Genomic DNA, 15,368 nt, shown 5'->3' with positions numbered 1-15,368 from the left:
GCAGAGTAGAGTCTGGAAAACTATGCCCATAGATATTCAGGAGAGACCGATGAGCAGCCACAATATCGTTTTGGATCAGGATGTCGTCATTACCCAGTTGAAAGGCAAAGTCTATCTGGTTGCAGCAGATGGAAGCCAAATCCCGCTGGCCGAAGGCGATGTCTTGCCCAAGGACGCTGTTGTGCTTGCTCCGGACGGTGCCAGCTTCCTGGGAGGGGAGACCACTTTCACCCTGAGCCCGACCAAGGAGCCAGAGCCGGTGGCCGAAGATATCCTGTTGGCGCAGAACAATGCGCCGCAGACGCCAGACGATATCGCCGCCCTGCAACAAGCCATCCTGGAAGGGGCTGACCCGACCAAGACCTTTGAAGCCTCTGCCGCGGGCGGTGCGCCTGCCGCCGGCAACGTGGGCGGCGTCGCAGGTGCCAGTGGCAACGGTGGCTTCGTCTCCATCGACAGAACCGGGGATGCCACCATAGCCGCCGCCGGCTTCGACACGGCCAACCCGGACGAGCCAGGTACCGTTGTCGAGGCACGGGATGGCGAGGACGAGAATGTCGATCTGACGGCGCCAGTCATCACCGTCTCGGCACCTGACAACACCAATGACAATACCCCGACCCTGACTGGGACCACGGATGCGCTGCCAGGCAGCACAGTGACCCTGCTGGTGACCGATGCCAACGGCAACCAGCAGACCCTGATCACCACGGTCAATCCGGATGGCAGCTTCAGTGTGGATGTGACCACCCCATTGGCCGATGGCCCCTATGACGTGACGGCCTCAGTGACCGATCCTTCCGGCAATACCGGTACCGCCACCGACAACGGCAGCGTGGACAGCACGGCACCGACGGCGCCTCTGGTCGAGATCCAGGATGGGGCAGACAACGTCATCTCCGCCAACGAGCGGGCGAATGGCGTGGATGTCATTATTCGTCTGCCGGCCGATGCCAAAGTCGGGGATCGTCTCGATGTGGACTGGAATGGCGATGGTGTGCCCGATAGTTCGTCCGTACTGACGGCGGATGACATCAACAAGGCGCAGGTCAATCTCACCATTCCGACGACGGATCTGCCGACCAATGGCCCCGTCACCGTCGATGCGACCCTGACTGACTCGGCAGGCAATACATCCCCCAAAGGCACAGACAACAGCGTCGTCAACGCGCCGCCCTTGGCCGGGAATGACCAGTTCACCATGGCGGAAGATGGCACCGTCACGCTCAACGTGCTCGGCAACGACGGGGATGTGGATGGGGATCGGCTGACTATCACGGCCATCAATGGCCAGGCCATCGCGGAAGGTGGTTCCGTTGCCATCAACAATGGCACTGTCACCCTGACCAACGGCCAGCTTGTCTTCACGCCGGCTCCTGATTTCAATGGCAATGTCGCCTTCGAATACAGCATCAGCGATGGCTTGCATACCGCCACCGCAGGTGTCACGGGGGTCGTCACCGGCGTGAATGACGCAGCTGTCATCGCCGGAACAGATACGGGTGGAGTGACCGAAGACGAGAGTACCCCGCTGTTGACCGAGACCGGCACCCTGACCGTGACCGACGTGGACGGGGCGGACGAGGCCAAGTTTGTGGCTGGCAACGGCACCCCGAGCGCCGGTGCGCTGGGGACCCTGACCATCACCGAAGGCGGTGAGTGGACCTATCACGTGGCGAACGGCGACGTGCAGTACCTGGGCCAGGGTGAGACCAAGGTGGAGACCTTCGTGGTCAAGAGCCTGGACGGCACCGAGCACACCGTCACCATCACCATCACCGGCGTGAACGATGGCGCGGTGATCGGCGGTGCTGACGCCGGCGGCGTGACCGAAGACGAGAGTACCCCGCTGTTGACCGAGACCGGCACCCTGACCGTGACCGACGTGGACGGGGCGGACGAGGCCAAGTTTGTGGCTGGCAACGGCACCCCGAGCGCCGGTGCGCTGGGGACCCTGACCATCACCGAAGGCGGTGAGTGGACCTATCACGTGGCGAACGGCGACGTGCAGTACCTGGGCCAGGGTGAGACCAAGGTGGAGACCTTCGTGGTCAAGAGCCTGGACGGCACTGAGCACACCGTCACCATCACCATCACCGGCGTGAACGATGGCGCGGTGATCGGCGGTGCTGACGCCGGCGGCGTGACCGAAGACGAGAGCACCCCGACCCTGACCGAGACCGGCACCCTGAGCGTGACCGACGTGGACGGGGCGGATGAAGCCAAGTTTGTGGCTGGCAACGGCACCCCGAGCGCCGGTGCGCTGGGCTCCCTGACCATCACCGAAGGGGGTGAGTGGACCTATCACGTGGCCAACGGCGACGTGCAGTACCTGGGCCAGGGTGAGACCAAGGTGGAGACCTTCGTGGTTAAGAGCCTGGATGGCACCGAGCACACCGTCACCATCACCATCACCGGCGTGAACGACGGTGCGGTGATCGGCGGCACCGACACCGGCGGCGTGACCGAAGACGAGAGCACCCCGCTCCTGACCGAGACCGGCACCCTGACCGTGACCGACGTGGACGGGGCGGATGAAGCCAAGTTCATCGCCGGCAACGGCGTGGCCAGCAATGGCGCGCTGGGCTCCCTGACCATCACCGAAGGCGGTGAGTGGACCTACCACGTGGCCAACGGCGACGTGCAGTACCTGGGCCAGGGTGAGACCAAGGTGGAGACCTTCGTGGTCAAGAGCCTGGATGGCACCGAGCACACCGTCACCATCACCATCACCGGCGTGAACGATGGCGCGGTGATCGGCGGTGCTGACAGCGGCGGCGTGACCGAAGACGAGAGCACCCCGCTGCTGACCGAGACCGGCACCCTGACCGTGACCGACGTGGACGGGGCGGACGAGGCCAAGTTCGTGGCCGGCAACGGTGTGGCCAGCAATGGCGCGCTGGGCTCCCTGACCATCACCGAAGGGGGTGAGTGGACCTATCACGTGGCCAACGGCGACGTGCAGTACCTGGGCCAGGGTGAGACCAAGGTGGAGACCTTCGTGGTCAAGAGCCTGGACGGCACTGAGCACACCGTCACCATCACCATCACCGGCGTGAACGATGGTGCGGTGATAGGTGGTGTCGACACCGGTGCGGTGACCGAAGATCTGAACGTGGTCAGCGGTAACCTGACCGAGACCGGCACCCTGACCGTGACCGACGTGGACGGGGCGGACGAGGCCAAGTTTGTGGCTGGCAACGGCACCCCGAGCGCCGGTGCGCTGGGCTCCCTGACCATCACCGAAGGCGGTGAGTGGACCTACCACGTGGCCAACGGCGACGTGCAGTACCTGGGCCAGGGTGAGACCAAGGTCGAGACCTTCGTGGTCAAGAGCCTGGATGGCACCGAGCACACCGTCACCATCACCATCACCGGCGTGAACGATGGCGCGGTGATCGGCGGTGCTGACAGCGGCGGCGTGACCGAAGACGAGAGCACCCCGCTGTTGACCGAGACCGGCACCCTGAGCGTGACCGACGTGGACGGGGCGGATGAAGCCAAGTTTGTGGCTGGCAACGGCACCCCGAGCGCCGGTGCGCTGGGCTCCCTGACCATCACCGAAGGCGGTGAGTGGACCTATCACGTGGCGAACGGCGACGTGCAGTACCTGGGCCAGGGTGAGACCAAGGTGGAGACCTTCGTGGTCAAGAGCCTGGACGGCACCGAGCACACCGTCACCATCACCATCACCGGCGTGAACGATGGCGCGGTGATCGGCGGTGCTGACGCCGGCGGCGTGACCGAAGACGAGAGCTCCCCGACCCTGACCGAAACCGGCACCCTGACCGTGACCGACGTGGACGGGGCGGATGAAGCCAGGTTTGTGGCCGGCAACGGCACCCCGAGCGCCGGTGCGCTGGGGACCCTGACCATCACCGAAGGCGGTGAGTGGACCTACCACGTGGCCAACGGCGACGTGCAGTACCTGGGCCAGGGTGAGACCAAGGTGGAGACCTTCGTGGTCAAGAGCCTGGATGGCACCGAGCACACCGTCACCATCACCATCACCGGCGTGAACGATGGCGCGGTGATCGGCGGTGCTGACAGCGGCGGCGTGACCGAAGACGAGAGCACCCCGCTGCTGACCGAGACCGGCACCCTGACCGTGACCGACGTGGACGGGGCGGACGAGGCCAAGTTTGTGGCTGGCAACGGCACCCCGAGCGCCGGTGCGCTGGGGACCCTGACCATCACCGAAGGCGGTGAGTGGACCTATCACGTGGCGAACGGCGACGTGCAGTACCTGGGCCAGGGTGAGACCAAGGTGGAGACCTTCGTGGTCAAGAGCCTGGACGGCACTGAGCACACCGTCACCATCACCATCACCGGCGTGAACGATGGCGCGGTGATCGGCGGTGCTGACGCCGGCGGCGTGACCGAAGACGAGAGCACCCCGACCCTGACCGAGACCGGCACCCTGAGCGTGACCGACGTGGACGGGGCGGATGAAGCCAAGTTTGTGGCTGGCAACGGCACCCCGAGCGCCGGTGCGCTGGGCTCCCTGACCATCACCGAAGGGGGTGAGTGGACCTATCACGTGGCCAACGGCGACGTGCAGTACCTGGGCCAGGGTGAGACCAAGGTGGAGACCTTCGTGGTTAAGAGCCTGGATGGCACCGAGCACACCGTCACCATCACCATCACCGGCGTGAACGACGGTGCGGTGATCGGCGGCACCGACACCGGCGGCGTGACCGAAGACGAGAGCACCCCGCTCCTGACCGAGACCGGCACCCTGACCGTGACCGACGTGGACGGGGCGGATGAAGCCAAGTTCATCGCCGGCAACGGCGTGGCCAGCAATGGCGCGCTGGGCTCCCTGACCATCACCGAAGGCGGTGAGTGGACCTACCACGTGGCCAACGGCGACGTGCAGTACCTGGGCCAGGGTGAGACCAAGGTGGAGACCTTCGTGGTCAAGAGCCTGGATGGCACCGAGCACACCGTCACCATCACCATCACCGGCGTGAACGATGGCGCGGTGATCGGCGGTGCTGACAGCGGCGGCGTGACCGAAGACGAGAGCACCCCGCTGCTGACCGAGACCGGCACCCTGACCGTGACCGACGTGGACGGGGCGGACGAGGCCAAGTTCGTGGCCGGCAACGGTGTGGCCAGCAATGGCGCGCTGGGCTCCCTGACCATCACCGAAGGGGGTGAGTGGACCTATCACGTGGCCAACGGCGACGTGCAGTACCTGGGCCAGGGTGAGACCAAGGTGGAGACCTTCGTGGTCAAGAGCCTGGACGGCACTGAGCACACCGTCACCATCACCATCACCGGCGTGAACGATGGTGCGGTGATAGGTGGTGTCGACACCGGTGCGGTGACCGAAGATCTGAACGTGGTCAGCGGTAACCTGACCGAGACCGGCACCCTGACCGTGACCGACGTGGACGGGGCGGACGAGGCCAAGTTTGTGGCTGGCAACGGCACCCCGAGCGCCGGTGCGCTGGGCTCCCTGACCATCACCGAAGGCGGTGAGTGGACCTACCACGTGGCCAACGGCGACGTGCAGTACCTGGGCCAGGGTGAGACCAAGGTCGAGACCTTCGTGGTCAAGAGCCTGGATGGCACCGAGCACACCGTCACCATCACCATCACCGGCGTGAACGATGGCGCGGTGATCGGCGGTGCTGACAGCGGCGGCGTGACCGAAGACGAGAGCACCCCGCTGTTGACCGAGACCGGCACCCTGAGCGTGACCGACGTGGACGGGGCGGATGAAGCCAAGTTTGTGGCTGGCAACGGCACCCCGAGCGCCGGTGCGCTGGGCTCCCTGACCATCACCGAAGGCGGTGAGTGGACCTATCACGTGGCGAACGGCGACGTGCAGTACCTGGGCCAGGGTGAGACCAAGGTGGAGACCTTCGTGGTCAAGAGCCTGGACGGCACCGAGCACACCGTCACCATCACCATCACCGGCGTGAACGATGGCGCGGTGATCGGCGGTGCTGACGCCGGCGGCGTGACCGAAGACGAGAGCTCCCCGACCCTGACCGAAACCGGCACCCTGACCGTGACCGACGTGGACGGGGCGGATGAGGCCAAGTTTGTGGCTGGCAACGGCACCCCGAGCGCCGGTGCGCTGGGGACCCTGACCATCACCGAAGGCGGTGAGTGGACCTATCACGTGGCGAACGGCGACGTGCAGTACCTGGGCCAGGGTGAGACCAAGGTGGAGACCTTCGTGGTCAAGAGCCTGGACGGCACTGAGCACACCGTCACCATCACCATCACCGGCGTGAACGATGGCGCGGTGATCGGCGGTGCTGACGCCGGCGGCGTGACCGAAGACGAGAGCACCCCGACCCTGACCGAGACCGGCACCCTGAGCGTGACCGACGTGGACGGGGCGGATGAAGCCAAGTTTGTGGCTGGCAACGGCACCCCGAGCGCCGGTGCGCTGGGCTCCCTGACCATCACCGAAGGGGGTGAGTGGACCTATCACGTGGCCAACGGCGACGTGCAGTACCTGGGCCAGGGTGAGACCAAGGTGGAGACCTTCGTGGTTAAGAGCCTGGATGGCACCGAGCACACCGTCACCATCACCATCACCGGCGTGAACGACGGTGCGGTGATCGGCGGCACCGACACCGGCGGCGTGACCGAAGACGAGAGCACCCCGCTCCTGACCGAGACCGGCACCCTGACCGTGACCGACGTGGACGGGGCGGATGAAGCCAAGTTCATCGCCGGCAACGGCGTGGCCAGCAATGGCGCGCTGGGCTCCCTGACCATCACCGAAGGCGGTGAGTGGACCTACCACGTGGCCAACGGCGACGTGCAGTACCTGGGCCAGGGTGAGACCAAGGTGGAGACCTTCGTGGTCAAGAGCCTGGATGGCACCGAGCACACCGTCACCATCACCATCACCGGCGTGAACGATGGCGCGGTGATCGGCGGTGCTGACAGCGGCGGCGTGACCGAAGACGAGAGCACCCCGCTGCTGACCGAGACCGGCACCCTGACCGTGACCGACGTGGACGGGGCGGACGAGGCCAAGTTCGTGGCCGGCAACGGTGTGGCCAGCAATGGCGCGCTGGGCTCCCTGACCATCACCGAAGGGGGTGAGTGGACCTATCACGTGGCCAACGGCGACGTGCAGTACCTGGGCCAGGGTGAGACCAAGGTGGAGACCTTCGTGGTCAAGAGCCTGGACGGCACTGAGCACACCGTCACCATCACCATCACCGGCGTGAACGATGGTGCGGTGATAGGTGGTGTCGACACCGGTGCGGTGACCGAAGATCTGAACGTGGTCAGCGGTAACCTGACCGAGACCGGCACCCTGACCGTGACCGACGTGGACGGGGCGGACGAGGCCAAGTTTGTGGCTGGCAACGGCACCCCGAGCGCCGGTGCGCTGGGCTCCCTGACCATCACCGAAGGCGGTGAGTGGACCTACCACGTGGCCAACGGCGACGTGCAGTACCTGGGCCAGGGTGAGACCAAGGTCGAGACCTTCGTGGTCAAGAGCCTGGATGGCACCGAGCACACCGTCACCATCACCATCACCGGCGTGAACGATGGCGCGGTGATCGGCGGTGCTGACAGCGGCGGCGTGACCGAAGACGAGAGCACCCCGCTGTTGACCGAGACCGGCACCCTGAGCGTGACCGACGTGGACGGGGCGGATGAAGCCAAGTTTGTGGCTGGCAACGGCACCCCGAGCGCCGGTGCGCTGGGCTCCCTGACCATCACCGAAGGCGGTGAGTGGACCTATCACGTGGCGAACGGCGACGTGCAGTACCTGGGCCAGGGTGAGACCAAGGTGGAGACCTTCGTGGTCAAGAGCCTGGACGGCACCGAGCACACCGTCACCATCACCATCACCGGCGTGAACGATGGCGCGGTGATCGGCGGTGCTGACGCCGGCGGCGTGACCGAAGACGAGAGCTCCCCGACCCTGACCGAAACCGGCACCCTGACCGTGACCGACGTGGACGGGGCGGATGAAGCCAGGTTTGTGGCCGGCAACGGCACCCCGAGCGCCGGTGCGCTGGGGACCCTGACCATCACCGAAGGCGGTGAGTGGACCTACCACGTGGCCAACGGCGACGTGCAGTACCTGGGCCAGGGTGAGACCAAGGTGGAGACCTTCGTGGTCAAGAGCCTGGATGGCACCGAGCACACCGTCACCATCACCATCACCGGCACCAATGACGCGCCGGTGCTGCAGGCCGATGTGGGGAGCGTCAACGAAGACGCTGTTCTGACGGTGACTGCAGCCAACGGCGTGCTGGCCAATGACAGCGATGTGGACGGCAATGCCCTGAAGGTGACCGGGATCCTGAACGGCACCACGGGGACGGCGACCGCGGTCAACGCCAGCGGCGACACCGTGCTGAGCAACAGCTACGGCACCCTGACCATCCGTGCCGACGGCAGCTACAGCTTCAACGCCAACGGGGCGGATGCCCAGAAACTGGCGACCGGTCAGACCGCGAACGTGGTGTTCACCTACACCGCGACCGACGGCACCGTCAGCCAGACCAACACCCTGACCATCACCATCACCGGCACCAATGACGCGCCGGTGCTGCAGGCCGATGTGGGGAGCGTCAACGAAGACGCTGTTCTGACGGTGACTGCAGCCAACGGCGTGCTGGCCAACGACAGCGATGTGGATGGCAATGCCCTGAAGGTGACCGGGATCCTGAACGGCACCACGGGGACGGCGACCGCGGTCAACGCCAGCGGCGACACCGTGCTGAGCAACAGCTACGGCACCCTGACCATCCGTGCCGACGGCAGCTACAGCTTCAACGCCAACGGGGCGGATGCCCAGAAACTGGCGACCGGTCAGACCGCGAACGTGGTGTTCACCTATACCGCGACCGACGGCACCGTGAGCCAGACCAGCACCCTGACCATCACCATCACCGGCACCAACGATGCCCCTGTGCTGCAAGCCGATGTGGGGAGCGTCAACGAAGACGCTGTTCTGACGGTGACTGCAGCCAACGGCGTGCTGGCCAACGACAGCGATGTGGATGGCAATGCCCTGAAGGTGACCGGGATCCTGAACGGCACCACGGGGACGGCGACCGCGGTCAACGCCAGCGGCGACACCGTGCTGAGCAACAGCTACGGCACCCTGACCATCCGTGCCGACGGCAGCTACAGCTTCAACGCCAACGGGGCGGAAGCCCAGAAACTGGCGACCGGTCAGACCGCGAACGTGGTGTTCACCTACACCGCGACCGACGGCACCGTCAGCCAGACCAGCACCCTGACCATCACCATCACCGGCACCAACGATGCCCCTGTGCTGCAGGCTGATGTGGGTGCGGTCAATGAAGACGCTGTTCTGACCGTGAACGCGGCGAACGGCGTGCTGGCCAATGACAGCGACGTCGACGGCAACGCCCTCAAGGTGACCGGGATCCTGAACGGCACCACGGGCACGGCGACCGCGGTCAACGCCAGCGGCGACACCGTGCTGAGCAACAGCTACGGCACCCTGACCATCCGTGCCGACGGCAGCTACAGCTTCAACGCCAACGGGGCGGATGCCCAGAAACTGGCGACCGGTCAGACCGCGAACGTGGTGTTTACCTATACCGCCGCCGACGGCACCGTCAGCCAGACCAGCACCCTGACCATCACCATCACCGGTACCAACGATGCCCCTGTGCTGCAGGCCGATGTGGGGGCGGTCAATGAAGACGCTGTTCTGACGGTGACTGCAGCCAACGGCGTGCTGGCCAACGACAGCGACGTCGACGGCAATGCCTTGAAGGTGACCGGGATCCTGAACGGCACCACGGGCACGGCGACCGCGGTCAACGCCAGCGGCGACACCGTGCTGAGCAACAGCTACGGCACCCTGACCATCCGTGCCGACGGCAGCTACAGCTTCAACGCCAACGGGGTGGATGCCCAGAAACTGGCGGCGGGCAACACCGCGAACGTGGTGTTCACCTATACCGCCACCGACGGCACCGTCAGCCAGACCAGCACCCTGACCATCACCATCACCGGCACCAATGACGCGCCTGTGCTGCAAGCCGATGTGGGGAGCGTCAACGAAGACGCCATCCTGACGGTGACTGCAGCCAACGGCGTGCTGGCCAACGACAGCGATGTGGATGGCAATGCCCTGAAGGTGACCGGGATCCTGAACGGCACCACGGGGACGGCGACCGCGGTCAACGCCAGCGGCGACACCGTGCTGAGCAACAGCTACGGCACCCTGACCATCCGTGCCGACGGCAGCTACAGCTTCAACGCCAACGGGGCGGAAGCCCAGAAACTGGCGACCGGTCAGACCGCGAACGTGGTGTTCACCTACACCGCGACCGACGGCACCGTCAGCCAGACCAACACCCTGACCATCACCATCACCGGCACCAACGATGCGCCCACCTTGAGCATCGACAAGAGTGCCGTGGTTTCTGAGGAGGGGCTTGCCGGCGGGATCGCCGATACGGCAGGCAGCAGCGATACCACGGACAGCGTGGCCGCCAGCGGCAAGATCACGGTCGGCGACCTGGATAGCCAGGATAGCCTGACCATCAGCCTGAGTGGGCCGAGCGGCCTGACGTCCGGCGGGGCGACCGTACAGTGGAGCTGGAATGCCACCACCAAGGTGTTGACCGGCTATACCGGCACGGCGGGCGGTGCGGACTACAAGGCGGTCATCGATGTGAAACTGACGGCTCCGGCTGGCGGCAGCAAGGGTGACTGGAGCTATGACGTGACCCTCAAGGCACCTCTTGATCATCCGACCAAGGGGAGTGAGGACGTACTCAACTTCCAGATCGGTGTGACCGTATCGGATGGCAAGACCACCACCACCGGCAGCCTGCCCATTTCCGTTGAGGATGACTCGCCGGTCGCGGGTGATGCCGCCGCCGTGTCCGTCACCAAGACGGATATCCCGGCGGCCCTGACCGGGTTGTTCGATCTGACCCAATACAGCGGCAACAAGCTGTCTCTCGGCATGGCGGGCTTCACCATCACGGCGCTGGGCTTCAAGTCGGCTACAGACTCGACCCTGGTCGCCGCGAATGTGAATGGCTCCAGTTCCGGGTTGGGGGTGTCCAGCGTGGCGGCTCCCTATCACAACATCGCCAACGAGATCGATTTCCGTCACTTCGCCAATGGTACCTCGGCCTCCGAGCAGCTCATCATCAAGCTGGATGCGGGCAAGGTGGCCTACGGCGCCAATATCAAGTTCAGCCAGATGTTCGGCGGCGAGCTGGAGAGCGGCGTGGTGGAGTTCTATCGCGGTGGCGTGCTGATCGGTACCCAGACCTTCAGCTCCAATGTCTCTGGCGGCGACTATGCCGGCAACTTCCAGGTGCAGCAGGGCGGCTTCGACACCATGGTGATCAAGGCCACCAACAATGGCAACACCAACACCAGTGACAACAGCGACTTCACCGTGAAGAGCATCGAGTTCCTCGGCGCGACGACGGCGCAGGCCATCGCCTACGGTTCGGGTACCGTCACGCCGCAGTGGGGGGCCGATGGCAAGGGTTACATGCAACTCGTCGGCACGACCGAAACCGGGCTGACCACGGCCACCGGCAAGGCGATCACCACGACTCTGGAGTCGGCCAATACCCTGGTTGGCAAGGACAGTGACGGTACGCTGGTGTTCCGTCTGGAGTTCACCCCGGCGACCGGCAAGTGGGAGTTCTTCCAGTACCAGAACATGTCCAAGCCAGTCGGTGATGGTGACATCGACTTCCAGTTCAAGGCGGTGGATGGGGATGGCGACGGCAGCCTGGGGTCGTTTGCCACCAAGCCGCTGTTCACGCCTGTTGTGCAGTCGGTCTCCAGCGAGAGCGTGGCGGAAGGCGGCAACCTGAGCCACAGCGTGACCCTGTCCGACGCGACCCAGGAGGCGACCCAATATGATTTCGCCATCCAGGGTAGCGGCACCAATCCCGCCTCGGCTCTCGACTGGGGAAGCGCCCAATTCAGCAACGGGGTGACCTACAACAGCACCACCGGCAAGATCACTGTGCCTGCCGGGGTGTCCGGCTTCACCGTGACCATTCCGACCCTGGACGATCGTCTGGTCGAGGCAAACGAGAGCCTGTCGGTCACCATAGGTGGACAGACGGGCACGGGTACCATCATCGACAACGATCGCGCACCGACCGCTGCGGGCGGTTATAGCTCAGGGCTGGAAGATCAGCCCCAGGTGCTGAAGTGGTCCCAGTTTGGTGCCAGCGACGATCAGGCCAACAGCGATCTGAGTGTGAAGATCGGCACCCTGCCCCTCAACGGCAAGCTGGAATACCTCAATGCCGCAGGCCAATGGGTGGCGGTGAAGGTGGGGGACCTGATCTCTTACGGCGACATCAATACCGGCCATCTGCGCTTCGTGCCCGGGCTCAATGAGTCGAGCACCAATGGGACTGACGGCGGCGGTCTCTCCGTCGGCAACAAGCAGGGGGACTACGCCAGCTTCGGTTATCAGATAAGCGACGGTGCCAACCTCAGCAACAGCGGCAAGCTGGTGATCGATGTGGCGGCCGTGGCCGACAAGCCGATGGTCAACGTGACCCTGACGGGCAATGGCATACCGCTTTACAACCTGAGCTTCCCGAGCGCGGGTATCACGACGGAGCAGTTCCAGTCCGGCAACTTCAACAAGACGGCATTCGGTATCACCAGTTCGCTGACCGATAGCAGCAGTGGCCAGGAGCAAGTGCTTGGCAATAGTGGCAACGACTATATCGTCAGTTCTCATGGTGGTGGTGACCTGCTCTATGGGCAGGGAGGCAATGACATCCTGGTCGGCGGCAATGCGGCTCAGGGGGATTCCCTCTATGGGGGGGACGGCAACGATGTACTGGTGTCAGGTCTTGGCAACGACGGTCTCTATGGCGGTGCCGGCACAGATATCGCCGTCCTGACCGGCAATCGTGCGGACTACGCCATCAAGAAGGGCAGTGGCTTCTCGACCAACGATCGCTGGTTCGATTTCTCGGTGACGGAGGCGGGGGTCGGTGTCACCAAGGCGCTGCACGATATCGAATACGTGCAGTTTGCCGATGGCATCTACCAGATCAATCAGGATACGGGGGCACTGACTCTGGTACAGCCGACCGTGGTCGACTATCCGGTGGAGTTGAGTGCGTCCCTGAACGACAGGGATGGCAGCGAGGTATTCGACAGCCTGGTGCTCACTGGCATGCCTCAGGGAACGCAGCTCTATAACGGCGCTCAACTGCTGGGGAGCGCTGGTGCTGATGGCAAGATCACCCTCACGGCCAACAGTAGTCTGTGGAGCACCAGTGCACTGGATGTGAAGCTCACCGGGCTGACTCTGCGCGTGCCGGGTGGCAGTGCCGGCCAGGTCGATCTCAAGGTGGAGGCCATCGCCAAGGAGGTGGGGACCGACCAGACCAGTTCCGCCACCGATGATGACAGCATCCGTCTGAGCTACTTCAACGCGACCGAAGGGGAGCCGGGTGACCAGAGCCGGACCTATGGCAGCGAGCACAATATCGTGGTGGGGGATCTGGATGGCAGCGTGGTGCTGTCGGGTCAGAACTACAACATCGCCTTCATGGTCGACAGCTCCGGCAGTATCGGCACTGATGCCATGAACACCATCAAGAGCCAACTGGCTCAGGTCTTCGCCAGCCTGAAGAACAGCGCCGGTACGGATGGGGCGGGCAAGGTCAACATCTTCCTGGTGGACTTCGATACCCTGGCCAACAAGTCAGTGAGCGTGAATCTCAAGGACGCGAGTGCCCTGAGCCAGTTGCAGACCATCCTCGACAGCATGGATGGCAGCAGCAACAACGGCGGTGGCACCAACTACGAGGACGTGTTCAAGACCACGGCCAACTGGTTCAACAGCTCGACCGTACAGGGCAACACCAATGCCAAGAACCTGACCTACTTCATTACCGATGGCAAGCCGACCTATTACCTGGATAGTGAAGGCAGCAACCCACGGATTGTGAACAATTCAGGGAGCAATAATGATGTCTATCTGAATACCGTTCTTGGTAGTGGATATGTTGCAAACCGGGTTTATACCTCGAATGGCTACACCATCGTCGATGCTCAGGGCCGGGTTTACTCCTACGACAGATGGGGCACACAGAGCCAAGTCGGTTATATGCGTGCGGATGGCAAGGGGGGTTATACCTACTCGACTCTGGCGGGGTCGGGGAACTCTACCGACAGCACCACCATCAGCAACTCGGTGGCGGGTTTCGGGCTGCTGACCGGCATGGGGGTGACCGTCGAGGCCATCGGGCTGGGGGCGAACATCTCCACCAATGACCTGAAATCCTACGACTCCGATGGGGTGCTCAAGACCGGGGTCAACGCCTCGGATCTGGCCAATGCCATCCTGGGCACCTCGGTGAACAATCTGCCGGGAGCCGACCGTTTCGATGGTGGGGCCGGTGATGACATCCTGTTCGGTGATGCGGTGCACTTCGCCGGCATCGATGGGGAAGGCTATTCAGCCATCAAGAGCTATGTGGCGGCACAGCTGGGCCGCAGCGATGTGCTGGATGCCGACGTGCATCGCTACATCCAGGAGCATGCCGCCGATTTCGATCAGTCTTCAGCCAATGACAAGGCGGATGTGCTGATCGGCGGGGCGGGCAACGACATCCTGTTCGGTCAGGGCGGCAATGACTCCCTGTTCGGCGGAGATGGCAATGACATCCTGTTCGGTGGGGCCGGTGACGACAACCTGTTTGGCGAGAGTGGCAACGACACCCTCTATGGTGGCACGGGCAACGACAACCTCTATGGCGGCGCAGGCAACGATGTGCTGAGCGGCGGTCAGGGCAACGACATGCTGGCCGGGGGACTTGGCAACGACATCCTGACGGGTGGCACGGGCGCCGACACCTTCGTCTGGCAGAAGGGGGATACGACGCCTGGCACTGTGACCAAAGACTATGTCACCGACTTCTCCAGGGCCGAGGGAGACAAGCTGGATCTCAGTGATCTGCTGGATAGCGATGGCAGCAAGGACGAGAACTCGCTGAAGAGCCTGCTCTCGGTGTTCCAGGACATCGAAGGGGTGCATCTGCAGGTCAAGGAGAGCAGTGCGGCGCCGGTGACTCAGGAGATAGTGCTGACGAACCATACCTTCGATACCCTGACCGGCGGCTCCGGCACCACGGCCAACCAGGTCATCGACTTCATGTTGCAAAACAACATGCTGGATATCGACAAGTAAGTCGGCCCCCGTTTGAGCAAAAAGCGGCAGAGCAATCTGCCGCTTTTTTTATGGGGCGTTTTTACCGGGGTCTAGGCATAAGGGTCCCAGGTGAAGGCCAAGATTAGAAAGAACGGAGATGGAGACTAGCCAGGGTGAAGTCGAGGCTGGCCAGCGGCTGTCAGCCGGATAGCAACAGGGGGCCGGT

Annotated in this window: 1 protein-coding gene; it reads left to right on the top strand. The window is 63.9% G+C overall.

Going from position 1 to position 15,368, the window contains the following annotated elements; translation table 11 throughout:
* The first annotated feature begins 49 nt into the window (after positions 1-49).
* Complete coding sequence (locus ACT5M9_RS07570) at positions 50-15,181, top strand: VCBS domain-containing protein (protein ID WP_520395662.1); 15,132 nt, start codon at positions 50-52, stop codon at positions 15,179-15,181.
* The last annotated feature ends 187 nt before the right edge of the window (positions 15,182-15,368 follow it).

Source organism: Aeromonas sp. AE23HZ002T15, from assembly GCF_054165525.2.
This window is presented reverse-complemented; position numbering and strand designations above follow the sequence as displayed.